Annotated in this window: 14 protein-coding genes; 4 read left to right on the plus strand and 10 right to left on the minus strand. The window is 71.0% G+C overall.

Annotated features, from left to right (window positions below; all coding sequences use genetic code 11):
- Positions 1-277: 277 nt before the first annotated feature.
- Positions 278-1606: an outer membrane protein assembly factor BamB family protein gene (locus DFR74_RS04955; RefSeq protein WP_232331774.1), complete on the minus strand. Its 1329-nt coding sequence runs from the start codon at positions 1604-1606 to the stop codon at positions 278-280.
- Positions 1607-1796: 190 nt separating this feature from the next.
- On the opposite strand from DFR74_RS04955, the gene DFR74_RS04960 reads away from it, so the two are divergent.
- Entirely contained in the window at positions 1797-2537 is a 741-nt protein-coding gene (locus DFR74_RS04960; RefSeq protein WP_195126000.1) for an acyltransferase, read from the plus strand.
- An 11-nt stretch (positions 2538-2548) separates the two neighbouring features.
- Positions 2549-3097: a DUF1697 domain-containing protein gene (locus DFR74_RS04965; protein ID WP_067510302.1), complete on the plus strand. Its 549-nt coding sequence runs from the start codon at positions 2549-2551 to the stop codon at positions 3095-3097.
- On the opposite strand, the gene DFR74_RS04970 is transcribed toward DFR74_RS04965, so the two are convergent.
- The 9 genes from DFR74_RS04970 to ctaD all read right to left on the minus strand — a co-directional run bounded on the left by DFR74_RS04970 (position 3045) and on the right by ctaD (position 12925).
- On the minus strand, positions 3045-4292 hold the full coding sequence (locus tag DFR74_RS04970; protein WP_067510300.1) for a THUMP-like domain-containing protein: 1248 nt from the start codon (positions 4290-4292) through the stop codon (positions 3045-3047). The two genes, DFR74_RS04965 and DFR74_RS04970, sit on opposite strands and share 53 nt — an antisense overlap.
- Entirely contained in the window at positions 4293-5270 is a 978-nt protein-coding gene (locus tag DFR74_RS04975; RefSeq protein WP_067510298.1) for a class I SAM-dependent methyltransferase, read from the minus strand. It lies immediately after the preceding gene.
- A 155-nt stretch (positions 5271-5425) separates the two neighbouring features.
- Positions 5426-6196: an enoyl-CoA hydratase-related protein gene (locus tag DFR74_RS04980; RefSeq protein WP_067510296.1), complete on the minus strand. Its 771-nt coding sequence runs from the start codon at positions 6194-6196 to the stop codon at positions 5426-5428.
- 322 nt (positions 6197-6518) lie between these two features.
- Positions 6519-7340: an NUDIX hydrolase gene (locus DFR74_RS04985; RefSeq protein ID WP_067510294.1), complete on the minus strand. Its 822-nt coding sequence runs from the start codon at positions 7338-7340 to the stop codon at positions 6519-6521.
- A gap of 73 nt (positions 7341-7413) precedes the next feature.
- Positions 7414-8247, minus strand: coding sequence for an ABC transporter ATP-binding protein (locus DFR74_RS04990; protein ID WP_067510292.1), 834 nt, complete (start codon positions 8245-8247; stop codon positions 7414-7416).
- A gap of 289 nt (positions 8248-8536) precedes the next feature.
- Positions 8537-9316, minus strand: coding sequence for a peptidyl-tRNA hydrolase (locus DFR74_RS04995; RefSeq protein ID WP_067510290.1), 780 nt, complete (start codon positions 9314-9316; stop codon positions 8537-8539).
- Position 9317: 1 nt separating this feature from the next.
- Positions 9318-9773, minus strand: coding sequence for a protease inhibitor I42 family protein (locus tag DFR74_RS05000; RefSeq protein ID WP_067510288.1), 456 nt, complete (start codon positions 9771-9773; stop codon positions 9318-9320).
- A gap of 54 nt (positions 9774-9827) precedes the next feature.
- Positions 9828-11063, minus strand: a complete 1236-nt coding sequence (gene serB, locus DFR74_RS05005; RefSeq protein WP_067510286.1) for a phosphoserine phosphatase SerB — start codon at positions 11061-11063, stop codon at positions 9828-9830.
- Between the two features lie 119 nt (positions 11064-11182).
- On the minus strand, positions 11183-12925 hold the full coding sequence (ctaD, locus tag DFR74_RS05010) for an aa3-type cytochrome oxidase subunit I (protein WP_084537772.1): 1743 nt from the start codon (positions 12923-12925) through the stop codon (positions 11183-11185).
- A gap of 238 nt (positions 12926-13163) precedes the next feature.
- Between ctaD and DFR74_RS05015 the strand changes: the two genes are divergently transcribed.
- Complete coding sequence (locus DFR74_RS05015) at positions 13164-13955, plus strand: VOC family protein (protein WP_067510282.1); 792 nt, start codon at positions 13164-13166, stop codon at positions 13953-13955.
- A gap of 217 nt (positions 13956-14172) precedes the next feature.
- Positions 14173-15240 (plus strand): ABC transporter substrate-binding protein, encoded by a 1068-nt coding sequence (locus tag DFR74_RS05020; protein ID WP_067510459.1) that lies wholly within the window; start codon positions 14173-14175, stop codon positions 15238-15240.
- Position 15241: the final 1 nt, after the last annotated feature.

Consider the following 15241-nt stretch of genomic DNA (forward strand, 5'->3'; position numbering starts at 1 on the left):
AACCTCCGGCGACTCGACGTCGACGCCTCCCACCTGGGCATGCGCAGGCTCACACCTCGAGGCGGGCGAATCCGCCACCGACGTGGACGATCTCGACATCCCCGCCTGATCACCCGGGCTTGGCGCGACCGCTCCGAGCGCGCTGTCCGGTCGGCGAACGACGCACGCGCCGACCGGTTTCCGGGCCGGTGCCCTCGGCAGACAACACTCGGCGTCGCGAGCATCTGATCGACCACGCCGGTGACCGTCCGCGATCGGGACGCAACCCCCTCACCGCCTACTCCGGCTTGAAGGCGAACACCTCACCGATGCGCGTCGCCACCACCACGTCACCGTCGGCGCTCACCGATGTGCCGGTGGTGGTGCCGAGGGCGCCCGGCAGGACGTCGGAGTCGATGGTGGCGCCGGTTTCGGTGTCGAAGGTGATGAGGTTGAGGCCGTCGCCGATCGCGGCGGCGGTGTAGCCGGTCGCGCCCGCCGTCTGCACCGGGGTGCCGCGCAGGGCGAGATCCTTGCGCTCCCAGGCCAGTTCGACGCCGTCGCCGGTGTCGCGCAGGGCGTGCAGGTAGCCCTCGTCGCCCGCGGGGATGATCAGGCCGTCACCGTCGACGGAGATGCCGCCCTTGGGGGTGAACTCCAGCTGCCGCACCCATTTGGTGCTGCCGTTCGCGGCGTCCACGGCGATCAGCCGCTTGCTGTTGTCGCCCACGTAGACCGTGGCGCCGTCGGCCGACAGCGTCGGGCTGGTGGCGCTGCCCTCGGTGAGCATGTCGGCGCTCCACTCCTGCGCGAGCCTGCCGTCGGCGTAACGCAGCGCGACCAGCGAGCCGGTGGGCGAACCCGGCCGCCACACCGTCACGAACACGCGCCCGCTGCCCTGGTCGACGGCGGAGACGGTGGCGATCGAGCAGCGCGGACCGCCGTCGAGGCAGTCCAGCAGACCGTCCCCCGAGGCGGGGCGGGTCAGGTCCGGGTGCTCGAGGAAGTCCGGTTCGCCGAGCAGCTGCACGGTGGGCACCGTGCGCCTGCCGGTCTGGCGGTCGAGCACGTCGACCTGACCGGTCTGGGTGATGGTGAGGACGTGGCCGTCGCCGGTGAACTGCAACGACACCGGCACACCCGCGACCGGTGTGCGCCAGCGCGGCTGGCCGAGGTAGTTGTAGGAGTTCACCGCACCGTCGTCACCGAAGTACACGTTGGTGAGGCCGTCCACGACCGTCGGCGAGGAAATGGTGTTGGGGCCCAGGCGATCACAGAAGCGTTTGCGTCCGGTCGGCATCTGGAGCGAGAGGATGGCGCAGCCGCTCGGCGTGCGGGTGGTGAGGAAGAGCTGTCCCTCCGCGCCGATGCTCACCGGTCGCTCGATCGGACCGCCCACGGGCCGAGTCCAATTCAGCGTCATCTTGCGGGAGCCCTCGACGGGGCTGACACCGCTGTTGCGGCTGTCGTGATGGGCCGCGGGCCAGCCGGTACCGGGGCCGACGGCGATGTCGTCGACGTCGGTGCCGCATCCGGCCAGCACGGCGCCGAGGGCGGTCAGCGCCACCGCCGCGCGCACGCCGGTTCGCCGCGGTGTGGATACAGCCCGCACGCTACGGGTTCGCACCTGCTGTTCTCCCCTCTGTCGATGGCCGCTCGCAAGACTAGCCGGTGCCCGATCCGCCGCGCCCGCGGCACAGCGGGTTCACGGCACCCGCGCTCGCGCGCGTTGCGCGCGAAAGTACTCTGTCTACCCAAAGACAGGCCCCCCGGGTCGCCGCCCGGGGAACACGACGGGAGAACGGTTCGTGACGAGCATGTGGGGCGCACCGCTGCGCTCGCGGTGGCGGGGTTCGCGCCGCCGGGATCCGCAGCAGGCGCGCTTTCTGACCGTTGCCTCACTGCGGTGGGTGCTCGCCAACCGCGCGTACACGCCGTGGTACCTGGTCCGCTACTACCGGCTGTTCAAGTTCAAGCTGGCCAACCCGCACATCGTGCTGCGCGGCATGGTGTTCCTGGGCCGCAACGTGGAGGTGCACGCGACGCCCGAGCTGGGCCGCATGGAGATCGGCCGCTGGGTGCACATCGGCGACGGCAACGCCATCCGCTGCCACGAGGGGTCGCTGCGCATCGGCGACAAGGTGGTGTTCGGCAAGGACAACGTCGTCAACACCTACCTCGACATCGAGATCGGCGAATCCACGCTGGTCGCGGACTGGTGCTACATCTGCGACTTCGACCACCGGATGGACGACATCACGCTGCCGATCAAGGACCAGGGCATCGTCAAGAGCCCGGTGCGCATCGGCCCCGACACCTGGATCGCGGCGAAGGTGACCGTGCTGCGCGAGACCCGCGTGGGCCGCGGCTGCGTGCTCGGCGCGCACGCGGTGGTCAAGGGCGAGATCCCGGACTACAGCATCGCGGTCGGCGCGCCCGCGAAGGTCGTGAAGAACCGCAAGGCCACCTGGGAGGCGGGCGCCGAGGCGCGCGCCGCCTACGTCGCGGCGCTCGAGGACATCGAGCGCAAGAAGAACGGTGTCGCCCGGCAGGCGTAGTTTCTCCTCCCATGAACGACTACGCGGCGCTGCTGCGCGGGATCGCGCCGAGCAACCCGAACATGCGCAACGAGAAACTGCGGGCGGTGTTCGAAGGGCTCGGTTTCACGAACGTGGGCTCGGTGGTGGCCTCGGGCAATATCGTGTTCCGCGCGCCGGAGACCGACGAGGCCGAGCTCGAGGACCGCATTCAGGAGGCGCTGCACCGCGAACTCGGCATTCCCGGCGGCACCATCCTGCGGAACCTGCCGGACCTGCGCGCCCTGCTCGACCGCGACCCGTTCGACGGACTCGTCCACCAGCGCACCACCTACCTCACGGTGACGTTCTTCAAGCACCGCATCGAAGCGCCCGCGCTCTCCGACGACCCGCTGACCCGCGTGATCGGCTACGACGAGGACGCGCGCGCCTTCCTCGCCGTGGTCGACAACAGCACCCCGCGCACACCGGATTACATGGCGTGGCTGGACAAGGCGTACGGCAAGGACATCACCACCCGCACCTGGCTCACGGTGCAGCGGATCGTGAAGAAGATGGAGAGCTGGCCGCCGGCGGCGTAGTACAGAGGAATGCGGTGCCGGTGCGGCCGATGCGGGTGAGCACGAGCGTGAACGCCCGGGAACCGCGCAGCTTCAGGCGTTTCCGCAGTGCGTCGGGGTCGACGTCGACGCCGCGGACCAGGATCTCCAAGGTGCCGCAGTCGCGGCGGGCGAGTTCCTGGCGCAGCGTCTTCTCGCGCAGGTCCAGCCGGTCCTCGACGCGGAAGCCGCGGATGCCCTCGGGGACGTGATCGCCGGTGAGATAGGCGATCTGAGGGTCGAGCTGCCACAGGCCGTGGCGGGCCGCCCAGTGGCGCACGAGTCCGGCGCGCACGATCGCGCCGTCGGGGTCGATGATCCACTCCCCCGGCGCGCGTTCGGGGATGTCGTCCGGCTCGGCGTCGGTGACCGTTTCCGGCGGGGTGTGGGAGTGCGGGGGGCGAGAACGCAGCACCGTCGCGCGACGGGTGACGCCCGGATCGGCCAGGCCCTGCGACCACAGGCACGCCTCGCGCACCGCGCCGTCGAGCGAGACCACCTCCACCTCGCCCGCCCAGTCGAGGCGGTCGAAATCCAGTCCGGGAGCGCACTTCACGGCCAGCTCCCGGCCCGCGTACGCGTTGAGCAGGTCCGGGAGCGGGGGTTGGAGTCTCGCCGGGTCGTGGGTGCGTTTGCCGTCGGCGCGGCGGGCCGGGTCGGCGATCACGACCGTGCCCCTACTGACCGGAACCAGGGCGTCGGCACGGGCCAGCACCACGTTCCCGCCGGATTCGACACCGAGGGGGCGCAAGCTCGCGGCGAGGTTGTGCGCGGCCATGGCCAGGCGCACGTCGTCGAGGTCGCTGCCGAGCACAGCGGGACACACGGCGGCCAGGGCCGTGAGATCGGCGCCGACGGAACAGGTCACGTCGTGGACGGCGCGTCCCGCCAGTCGCGCCGCGCGATGGCGGGCGACGGCGGTCGGGGTGGCCTGCTGGAGTGCGTCGTCGGTGAACAGCCAGTCCGCCGCGCCCTCGAGTTTGGCGGCGGCCTTGCGGCGCAGGCGAATCGTCTCCACGAGCGCGGCGGCGCGATCACCGTGCGCGCGACGCATTTGCTCCAGATCGCGCAGATGCGTCGCGGGCGTGAGGTCGAGCGCACCCGCCTCGGCCAGGGCGGACCGGCCGGCCGCGCCGCCGAGGAACTCGACATCGGCGCGGCCGAAGCGGTAACCCACCTACTTGGCGGAGGAGCCCGGCTTCACACCGGTGATCATGGCGTTGTAGAAGAGTTCGCGCGGCACCACGCGGCGCATCACGTTCTCGTCCACCCAGCTCAGGCCGAGCCAGGCGCGGTACATCGCCATGCGGTACTGCCAGGTGAGCTTCTCGGCGGGCACGGCCGCCTCGAAGGTGCGCACCGGCCAGCCCCACAGCGCGGCCGCGAACTCCTCGGTGGTGGCCTTCACCTCGACCGCGCCCGCCGAGCGCGCCATGGCCTCGAGATTGCTCGGATCGAAGGTGTGCAGATCCACGACCGCCTCCAGCGCCGCGGCGCGGGAGGATTCGTCCAGCTCCTCCTGCGGCCGCCGCCAGCCCGACAGCAGCGGGAGCTTGGTGACGGTGGTGGTGGCCTTCCAGGTGATGCGGCCGAGCCAGCGGGCGTAGAAGTTGCCCGCGGTGGTGGGCTCGCCGGCGAACACGAAGCGACCGCCGGGCTTGAGCACGCGCAGGCACTCCTTGAGCGCCAGTTCCACGTCGGGGATGTGGTGCAGCACGGCGTGGCCGACCACCAGGTCGAAGGTGTCGTCCTCGTACGGGATGGTCTCGGCGTCGGCGACGCGGCCGTCCACGTCGAGGCCGAGGTGTTCGGCGTTGCGCAGCGCGACCTTCACCATGCCGGGCGAGAGGTCGGTGACCGAGCCGGTCTTCGCGACGCCACCCTGCATCAGGTTGAGCAGGAAGAAGCCGGTGCCGCAGCCCAGTTCGAGGGCGCGCTCGTAGGGCAGGGGCGCGGGGCCGACCGCGGCGTCGAAGCGGCCGCGGGCGTATTCGATGCAGCGCTCGTCATAGGAGATGGACCACTTGTCGTCGTAGGTCTCCGCCTCCCAGTCGTGGTAGAGCACCTGGGCGAGCTTCGTATCCTTGAACGCTGCTTCGACCTCGGCCTCGGTGGCGTGCGGGTTCGGCGCGGGGTCGTCGGGACGTACCGTCATGGTCGCCTAGCCTACATAAATGCCCAGATGAGCGGTGCTGTCGGCCCGGCGGTTCCGAGGGGCCGCAAAACGAGAACACGTTCTCATCAGGGCAATCGCCCGGCGATCATGTTTCCGACCGATCGGTCTGCGGGAAACAGTGGCTGGTCGGACGCTCAACGCCCGACGAATGCCGCCGAACCCGGGCCGTCGGCGACGTAGGACGCGGTGCCGATGCGGAGGTCTTCGGTGTCGAACAGGTCCGCCCATTCCTTCCGCGCGCGGTCGTGACCGTGGGGGCCCGCCTCGAAGACGGCTTTGGCGGCGGCGAGGGCGCGGGACGGGCCGTCCACGAAACGGCGGGCCCACGCCATGGCGGCGGCGTAGACGTCGTCGGGCGGGACGACCTCGTCGACGAGGCCGAGGGACAGGGCCTCGTCCGGCTCCACGAACCGGCCGGTGTAGACGAGGTCCTTGGCGGCGCCGGGGCCGATCAGGAGGGAGAGGCGGCGGATGCCCGCGAGCGGGATCAAGCCGGCGCGGATCTGCGGCAGGCCGAGTTTCACGTTGTCGCCGATGATGCGGCGGTCCGCACCCAGGGCGAGTTCGAGGCCGGCGCCGAGGGCGTACCCGCTGATGGCGGCGACGGTGGGCTGCGGCACCGCGGCCAGGCAGCCGAGCGCCGCCTGCACGTCTCCGGCCATCGCGGTGGCCTCGGCGGCGCTCAGCGCGGAGAGCTCGGCGAGATCGTCGCCCGCGGAGAACACGCGCTCGTCGCCGTAGACCACCAGCGCCGCCACGCGCGCATCCCCGGCCACCGCCGCCGCGGCGGCCGCCACCTCCCGCGCCACCTGGACGTTGATCAGATTCATCGGCGGTCGGGCGATCCGCACCACGGCGACACCCCGCTCGCCCTCCGGCAGCTCCAGGGTCACGAATTCGGCCATGGGACGCACGCTACCGCCCTGTGCCGCACCGCCCCGCATCCGCGAGCCGAATCCGGTGCGGCAGTTGGGTCGGACGGGTCGAACTCAGCGTCGTGCGGTCGGGCGCGCACGTGAACAGCGACCGGGTGTCGACCTCGCCGCCATGCCGGTCGGGCGCGCACGAAACGGCGAACGGGCGCGGGGCCCTCGCCGCCATGCCGGTCGGACATGCACGAACAGCAACCGGGCGCGTGCCGGGCATCCCTGGTGCCCGGCGCGATCCCCCCGCGCGCTCGCCGAGCCGTGCCGCGCAGTCGAAGATCGGGTGGCCCCGAGATCGGAATCAGCGTGCCGTACCGCGCAACTGCCCCGTGTCGGGCAGGTCGGCGAAGTAGCGGGCGGCGTCGGGGAAGGAGAGTGGCTTCGCGCCTTCGGAGGCGGCGAACACGGGCATGATCGGGTCGATGACGGGTTCGGCCGCGAGGATCTCCGCGGTGGACGCGTAGGCGGCGAGCGCGTCGAGCTGCGCCCAGGTGGGCGGAAGCAGGATGTCCTCGCCCGCGCGCCAGCGGCCCAGCTCCTCGGCGGGGGTGTGCCAGCGGACCTCGGCGGCCTCGGTGGTGGCGCCGTCGGCGAGCTGGCCCTCGGGCAGGACGGCCACGAAGAAGTGGGTGTCGTAGCGGCGGGGTTCCACGACGGGGGTGATCCAGTTCGCCCACGGCCGCAGCAGATCCGCGCGCAAAACCAGATCCTGCTCGGCCAGGAAAGCTGCGAGCGAAAGTTCTCGGCGCTCGAGCTTGCCGCGCGCCTCGCGGTAGCGGGTGGTGTCGCCGACGACGGTGTCCGCGGTCGGGCCGGCCAGCAGCACACCGCATTCCTCGAACGTCTCCCGCACGGCGGCGCACACCAGTGCCTTCGCCCGCGGCTCGGTGGTGTCGAAGCGCCGCGCCCACCACGCGGGTTCCGGCCCGGCCCAGGCGATCTCGGCGGTGCCGTCCGAGGGGTCCACGCCGCCGCCGGGGAACACGGTCATCCCGGCCGCGAACGCCATCGCGCCCACCCGTCGCTGCAGGAACACCTCGGGCCCGCGCTCGCCGTCGCGCACCAGCATCACGGTCGAGGCGTCCTTGGGCGCGGGCGCCTCCGGCTGAGAGCCCGCCGACATCGTTGTCTCACTCACCCAGCCACCATAACCGGGCCCCTGACGGCCGCGCGCCGGGTGCGCCGCCCTGTCTCCCCTACCGCGAGCGGTGCTTGCCCGCGCGCCGCGAGCGGCGGGCGAAGTAGCGCCCGTCCACCCGGTCGAGGGTGATGGACTGGCGGAACGCCTCGCTGAGGTTCTCGGAGGTGAGCACGTCGGAGAGCAGGCCCTGGGCGACGACTTCACCCTCGTTGAGGAGCATGCCGTGGGTGAAGCCGGGCGGGATCTCCTCCACGTGGTGGGTCACCAGCACCATGGCGGGAGCGTCGGGGTCGGCGGCCAGATCGCCCAGGCGCTCCACCAGTTCCTCGCGGCCGCCCAGGTCCAGGCCGGCGGCGGGTTCGTCCAGCAGCAGCAGTTCCGGGTCGGTCATCAACGCGCGCGCGATCAGCACCCGCTTGCGCTCCCCCTCGGACAGGGTGCCGTAGGTGCGGTCGGAAAGGTGTTCGGCGCCCAGGCTTTCCAGCATGTCGACGGCGCGGTCGGTGTCGATGTCGTCGTAGCGTTCGCGCCAGCGGCCCAGCACGGCGTACCCGGCCGACACCACCAGGTCGCTGACCTTCTCGTCGATCGGCACCCGGCCCGCCACCGCCGCCGACGACAGGCCGATGCGCGGGCGCAGTTCGGAGACGGCGACTTTGCCGAGCACTTCGCCCAGCAGATGCGCGGTGCCGGAGGTGGGGTGCACCTCCGCGGCGGCCATGCGCAGCAGCGAGGTCTTGCCCGCCCCGTTGGGGCCGAGCACCACCCAGCGTTCGTCGAGTTCTACTTGCCAGGTGACCGGACCGACGAGGGTGTGTCCCGATCGTCGGATGGTCACGTCGGTGAAATCAATGAGCAGATCCGGATCCGGTTGCGGCACGCGCTCCATCTTGGCCCACGGCCGCCGAACTCGCCCGCCCGCCCCATCTCCGTCGCGAGCGCGCGGCCCGCGACGCCGGGACACCGCGCTCCGGTGGCGCTGCGCCCTTGCGGAACATCCTGGCCACGACGAACGCGACCGGTATCGAGAGCAGCACCCACGCGGCGAGCACCCACAACAGCGTCGTCATGACAGTCCTCCGGTGACCTGGCCTATGTCCGAGTCGGGTACCCGATCCGCCGCTCGCGACACGCACGGCGCCGGTGCCGGGTCCCTACCAGTGTCGCAGGTCCGCGACTCACCACGCGTCGGGCGCCACCGCGATCACCGTCAGCGAGCCGGGCGCGATCTCGGTGAAGCCCGCGTCGCGCACGGCCACCGCCGATCCCTCGGCCACCCGGCGCGTCAGCGCGCGCCACCGCTCCGGATCGGATTCGCGGACGGCACAACGGAATCCGGCCTCGGCCCACCGGTATGCGCCGTCGGCGGAGAGCGCACCGGCCAGCAGCATGCTCGCGTGCCCCACCTGCGCGGCGGATTTGCCGAGCGTCATGCCGAGCGCCGAATTCACCCACAGCACGGGCAGATCCGGATCGGCGGGGCCGGGGTCGTCGTGTTCGAGGTCGGTGCCGCCGATCTGGAGTCGCTTGATCCGCGGGTCCACCTCGCCGACCGGCCCCGGCACGAAAGCGCGCGCCTGGGCGCCGTCGATCTCGACGGTCACGCCGTCGACCTCCCCCGCGGCCACCCATTGCGCACCACGGGCCCGTCGCGCGACCTTGCGGATCCGGGAGCGCTTCCACGCGAGATACGGCTGTTCCCATACGCCGCCGGGCCCGACACGCTCGTCCAGGCAGAGCGCGACCGCCGACGCCGCGGCCGCCGCGAGCAGGGCACTGCGCGCGGGCGGATCCACCTTGGGCAGGTGCAGCACCATCTGCATGGCGAGCACGCGCGCCGGATCCTCGGGGTCGGCCCCGCCGCCGTAGCCGAGGGCGAGTTCGGCGTGCCGGAGGCGGAAACCCGCCTCGTCCGTGGGCAGTTCGCCCACCGCCGCACCCGGCTCGGGACCGCTCATATCACTCCACCTCGATCGTCACCGTGAACGTGCGCGCCGGTTCCACCCCGTGCTCCCAGGGCCGCGTGTACTCCAGTGCGAGCCCGGTCGTGCCCGCCGCATTCCCCGCGAAGGTCCACACCTCGACGCCGCCCGCACCGGGCAGGACGGGGCCGTCGCCCTCGTTCCGGAAGTCCGATTCGCCGACCTGGTCGACGACGGCGCGATCCAGCGCGGCCAGCCGCCAGGTGTAGCCGGTGGACGGGTTGCTGGGCAGCGTGATCGTGAACCGCTCCCCCACGCGCACCGTGCGTTCCTGTCCCGCATCGGCTTCGGTGAGATGCACGGCGTCCTCCTGCGCGGGCGGGGTCGGTGGGGTGGTGCTCGCGGGATCGCCTGAGCCGCACGCGGCGACCGTCAAGCCGCACGCGGCGACGGTCAGTCCGAGCAGGAGCACGAGCAGGGATTTGCGCACCACAACCCTCCGATCGCCGACTTCGTTGCCGCCCAACCCTACCGACGCCGGCGCCCCCTACTGGTTCAGCGGGACCCGGCGCAGCAACCCGTCGCGGGCATCCGCCGCCTCCACCTCGTGCCGCGTCACCCCGAGGATGAACAGCACGGCGTCCAGGTACGGGTGCGAGAGCGCGGTGTCGGCGACCTCGCGCAGCGCGGGCTTGGCGTTGAACGCGACACCCAGACCGGCCGCGTTCAGCATGTCGATGTCGTTGGCGCCGTCGCCGACCGCCACCGTCTGCTCCATCGGCACGCCCGCCTCGGCCGCGAACTCGCGCAGCGCCACGGCCTTCGCGGCGCGGTCCACGATCTTGCCGACCACCCGGCCGGTGAGCTTGCCGTCGACGATCTCGAGCGTGTTCGCCTGCACGAAGTCGAGTTCGAGTTCGTGCGCCAGCGGCTCGATCACCTGGCGGAACCCGCCCGACACCACACCGCAACGGAAACCGATGCGGCGCAACGTGCGAATGGTGGTGCGCGCGCCGGGGGTGAGCTCGATGCGGTCGGCCACCTCCTCGATCACCGACTCGTCCAGACCGGCCAGCGTCGCGACGCGCTGGCGCAGCGATTCGGCGAAGTCGATCTCGCCGCGCATGGCCGCCTCGGTGACCTCGCGGACCTGGTCCTCCACTCCGGCGTGCGCGGCCAGCATCTCGATGACCTCGCCCTGGATGAGCGTGGAATCGACGTCGAACACGATGAGCCGCTTGCCGCGCCGCGCCAGACCGGCCCGCTCCACCGCGACGTCCACTTCCTCGGCCACCGCCACCTCGGCCAGCGCGGTGCGCAGCCGGGAATCGGTGTCGGCGCCGGTGTCGGTCGCGGTGACCAGCAGTTCCATGCCCGTCACCGGGTAGTCGGCGATGCCGCGGATGGTGTCGATGTTCGCGCCGAGCGCGGCCAGCTGCCGCGACACCGCGCTGAACGCCCGCGCGGTGACCGGCGCGCCCAGCACCACCACGGCGTGCGTCGACATCGGCGGACGCGCGGTGGCGGCGCCCACCTCCACGTCGACCGACATGCCGACGGTGTTCATCGCCTCTTCGAGCTCGTCCTGCAACGCCTCCGGATCGTTGGGGCAGGTGACCAGCACACCCAGGGTGAGGCGACCGCGGATCACCACCTGCTCCACGTCGAGCAGGCTCACCTGGTGCCGCGACATCGCCGCGAGCAGCACGGACGTCACGCCGGGCCGGTCGGGCCCGGTGACGGTGACGAGAACGGTGGTGTCGGCCAAGTCGCTGTGCTCCATGTCTGTGGGTACTCCCCTGCGTGCGGCGCCGTTGTCGCGATTCGTCCGGGGTGTCACGTGCTCACCAAACGAGTGTGCACCCGCCGTCGACCAGCGGGTGCACACTCGTCCGTTGCATGCTAGTGCTTTGCCAGCTCACCTTCGCTGACGGTGTGGGCGTGCTTGCCCGAGCCCCAGCCCACGTGCGCCTCGGCCCGCATGCGGTCCACCATGTGCGGATAGTGCAGTTCGAAGGCGGGACGCTCGGAGCGGATGCGCGGCAGCTCGTAGAAGTTGTGCCGCGGCGGCGGGCAGGAGGTGGCCCACTCCAGGGAGTTGCCGTAGCCCCATGGATCGTCCACCGTGACGACCTCGCCGTACCGGTAGCTCTTGAAGACGTTCCAGATGAACGGCAGCATCGAGGCGCCCAGCACGAACGCGCCGATCGTGGAGATCGTGTTCAACGTGGTGAAACCGTCCGACGGCAGGTAGTCGGCGTAGCGGCGCGGCATGCCCTCGTTACCCAGCCAGTGCTGCACCAGGAACGTGGTGTGGAAGCCGACGAAGGTGGCCCAGAAGTGCCACTTGGCCAGGCGCTCGTCCACCATGCGGCCGGTCATCTTCGGGAACCAGAAGTAGATGCCCGCGAAGGTGGCGAACACGATGGTGCCGAAGAGCACGTAGTGGAAGTGCGCCACCACGAAGTAGGTGTCCGACACGTGGAAGTCCATCGGGGGCGAGGCCAGGATGACACCCGACAGGCCACCGAAGAGGAAGGTCACCAGGAAGCCGATCGACCACAGCATCGGTGATTCGAACGTCAACTGCCCGCGCCACATGGTGCCGATCCAGTTGAAGAACTTCACACCGGTCGGGACGGCGATGAGGAAGGTCATGAACGAGAAGAACGGCAGCAGCACCGCACCCGTGGCGTACATGTGGTGCGCCCACACCGCGATGGACAGCGCCGCGATGCCGAGCGTCGCGTACACCAGCGTGGTGTAACCGAAGATCGGTTTACGGCTGAAGACCGGGAAGATCTCGGACACGATGCCGAAGAACGGCAGCGCGATGATGTACACCTCGGGATGGCCGAAGAACCAGAACAGGTGCTGGTAGAGCAGGATGCCACCGGTGGCCGGGTCGTAGATGTGGCCGCCCAGGTGCCGGTCGTAGGCGAGGCCGAACAGCGCGGCGGTGAGCAGCGGGAAGGCCAGCAGCACGAGCACGCTGGTGACGGCGATGTTCCAGGTGAAGATCGGCATCCGGAACATGGTCATACCGGGCGCGCGCAGGCAGACGACCGTGGTCAGCATGTTCACGCCACCGAGGATGGTGCCCAGACCGGAGACGGCCAGGCCCAGGATCCACAGGTCGGTGCCGACGCCGGGCGAGTGCAGGATGTCGGTCAGCGGAACGTAGGCGGTCCAGCCGAAGTCGGCCGCGCCGCCCGGGGTGACGAAGCCCGCGGTCGCCATGGAGCCGCCGAACAGGTACAGCCAGTAGCTGAAGGCGTTCAGGCGCGGGAAGGCGACGTCGGGGGCACCGATCTGCAGCGGGAGGATGATGTTGGCGAAGCCGAACACGATCGCCGTCGCGTAGAACAGCAGCATGATCGTGCCGTGCATGGTGAACAGCTGGTTGAACTGCTCGGGCGAGAGGAACTGCATGCCGGGGCGCGCCAGCTCGGCACGCATCAGCAGCGCCATCAGACCGCCGACCATGAAGAAGCTGATCGCGGTCACCAGATACATGGTGCCGAGCACCTTGGGGTCGGTCGTGGTGACCATCTTGTAGAGGAAAGAACCCTTGGGTCCGGTCCTGGCCGGATACGGTCGAGTCGCTTCCAACTGAGGGACTGGTCTGGGCTCTACCGCAGTCACTGATCCTCCTGAAGGTGCCTTTAGGTCGCTCCGCAGGCTCCGCTGCTCGCCTCCATCCCGTTTCCGAGACAGCGGACAGTTCGCTTGCGCTCCAGTGATCGTAAACGGTGCCGGGGCCGCTGGAGACACGGGTCCTACTCTGCGTCGTATTTCCCCGATTCCCAGGGGTGACCGATGAGTTCCCGGCGCGGGCGGGGTCTGTACCGGTGTCAGTGTTCCCACCTGCGAGGAGACGCGCATGAGCACCGTCAGGCCAGGAGACCCCGTATGGGTCGACCTCTACACCGCCGATCCCGACCGCAGCATCGCCTTCTACGGCGATCTGTTCGGCTGGACCGCCGAACGCAACGAGGATTTCGGCGGCTACATCACCTTCCGTAAGGACGGACTCGCCGTCGCGGGCGGCATGGGCAAGCAGGAAGGCGACACCGGTCCCGACCTGTGGACCGTCTATCTGGCCGCGTCGGACGCGCGCGCCACCGCGGCCGCGGCCGTGTCGCACGGCGGTTCGGTGCAGCTCGAACCCATGGACGTGGCCGATCTCGGTGTGATGGCGGTGCTCGGCGATCCGGGCGGCGCGAGCGTCGGCGTGTGGCAGGCGGGCACCTTCCCCGGCATCGAGACCGACGCGCTGGTGGAGAGCGGACGGTGGCGCGACTGCGCGGGCGCGCCGTCCTGGTTCGAGCTGAACAGCCGCGCCTACGACGCGGCGCTGGCCTTCTACCGCGACGTGTTCGGCTGGTCCGACGTCTTCGTGATCTCCGACGATCCGGCCTTCCGCTACAGCACGATTCACGCCACCAGCCCGATGCTGGGCGGCGTGGCCGACACGGCCCGCTTCGAACCCGGCGACGCGGCGCTGGGCTGGGGCGTGTACTTCGGCGCCGACGACGTGGACAAGACCGTCGAGAGCGTCGTCGAACTCGGCGGGCAGGTGGTGAACCCGCCGGAGAACAGCCCGTACGGCCGGATGGCGACGGTGCTCGATCCGACCGGAGCGCGGTTCAGCCTGGGTGGCGACGCGGACTGAATCGCGACCGGGCGCGGTTCAGCGTGGGTCACGACGCGAACCGAATGCCAGCGGGCGCTGACGTGTGGGATCGAGGCCCGCCGACGAGGGGTGCGGGCTTCGATCCGATCGCGTGACGGGTGCGCACGCCGGGCAGTTCGCCGCCCCGGCGTCACGTGGCGACGCGCGGGGCGCACCCGCGAACCCCCGCGTCCCGCGCGCCTGTACCCTCTCCCGCATGCCGGTGAGCGCACTCGTACGCACCCGATTCCGCACTGTCGCCGCCCGGTTCGGCGCGGCCGCCGTGGCCGTCTGCTGTGCCGCCGCGATGGCCGGATGCTCCTCGGAGTCCGATCCCGCGAGCTCCATCGTGCGCACCACGACCAGCATCGCGGGCGCGGGCGTGGTCGGCCTGGAGCGCGACACCACGCAGGCGTGCCCGCTGCCGAGCGCGCCCGACGCCAGTGGCGCGACGCGAAGCGTCACGCACGCGGCGGGCGTCACGGAGGTGCCCGCCGATCCGCAGCGCATCGTCGTGCTCACCACCTCGGCGCTGGACGCGGCGTGCGCGGTCGGGCTGTGGGAGCGTGTGGTGGGCGCGGTGACGGTGCCCGGGGAGCGCCCGCAGCCGATGTTCCTCGGCTACGGCGTGCTGGAGATCCCCGGCCTCGGGACGGCCGCCGCCCCCGATCCGGCGAAGATCGCCGAGCTGAACCCCGACGTCATCCTCGGTGATGTGCCGTCGGGCGCGGCCACCTACGAGGCGCTCAGCGCCATCGCCCCGACCGTGCTGGTGGGTTCGCCGGCCAATTGGCAGGCCGAATTCACCGCCTACGCAGAAGGTTTGAACCGCCGCGCCGCCGCCGACGCGGCCCTCACGGCCTACCGGACCGAGGCCCGCGAGACCGGTGTCGCGCTGGCGGCCGAACTCACCGAGGCGTCGGTCGTGCGGATCACCGCCGACACCGTCCAGGTCCAGGGCGACAACAGTTTCGCGGGCCAGGTGCTGGCCGACGTCGGCGTGCGCCGCCCCGCCGCCCAGCGCCGGGCGTCCTTCGACGTCCAGCCCGGCGCGTACGCGACCGAGGTCGAGGGCGATCTCGTGTACGTCATCCTGGCCGGCCCCGAGGGCACCGAGTACGGCGAGCGGGTCATGCGCGGTGACGAGTGGAAGGACCTCGGCGCGTCCACCGACCGCCGCGTCTTCGCGGTGGAGGACCATGTCTGGCGCGGCGACGGCCTCACCGCCGCCCGCGCCCTCCTCACCGACCTGCGCGACACCCTCAACGGCTACGTGAACGACTGAG

Source organism: Nocardia puris, from assembly GCF_003315035.1.
GTDB lineage: Bacteria > Actinomycetota > Actinomycetes > Mycobacteriales > Mycobacteriaceae > Nocardia > Nocardia puris.

Bases quoted from the DNA above. Each gene is read 5' to 3' on its own strand.
- DFR74_RS04965 (WP_067510302.1), top strand. From the start codon at position 2,549: ATGAACGACTACGCGGCGCTGCTGCGCGGGATCGCGCCGAGCAACCCG.
- DFR74_RS04975 (WP_067510298.1), bottom strand. From the start codon at position 5,270: ATGACGGTACGTCCCGACGACCCCGCGCCGAACCCGCACGCCACCGAG.
- DFR74_RS05015 (WP_067510282.1), top strand. From the start codon at position 13,164: ATGAGCACCGTCAGGCCAGGAGACCCCGTATGGGTCGACCTCTACACC.
- DFR74_RS04995 (WP_067510290.1), bottom strand. From the start codon at position 9,316: ATGAGCGGTCCCGAGCCGGGTGCGGCGGTGGGCGAACTGCCCACGGAC.
- DFR74_RS04960 (WP_195126000.1), top strand. From the start codon at position 1,797: ATGTGGGGCGCACCGCTGCGCTCGCGGTGGCGGGGTTCGCGCCGCCGG.
- serB (WP_067510286.1), bottom strand. From the start codon at position 11,063: ATGGAGCACAGCGACTTGGCCGACACCACCGTTCTCGTCACCGTCACC.
- DFR74_RS05020 (WP_067510459.1), top strand. From the start codon at position 14,173: ATGCCGGTGAGCGCACTCGTACGCACCCGATTCCGCACTGTCGCCGCC.
- DFR74_RS04980 (WP_067510296.1), bottom strand. From the start codon at position 6,196: ATGGCCGAATTCGTGACCCTGGAGCTGCCGGAGGGCGAGCGGGGTGTC.
- DFR74_RS04990 (WP_067510292.1), bottom strand. From the start codon at position 8,247: ATGGAGCGCGTGCCGCAACCGGATCCGGATCTGCTCATTGATTTCACC.
- DFR74_RS04985 (WP_067510294.1), bottom strand. From the start codon at position 7,340: ATGTCGGCGGGCTCTCAGCCGGAGGCGCCCGCGCCCAAGGACGCCTCG.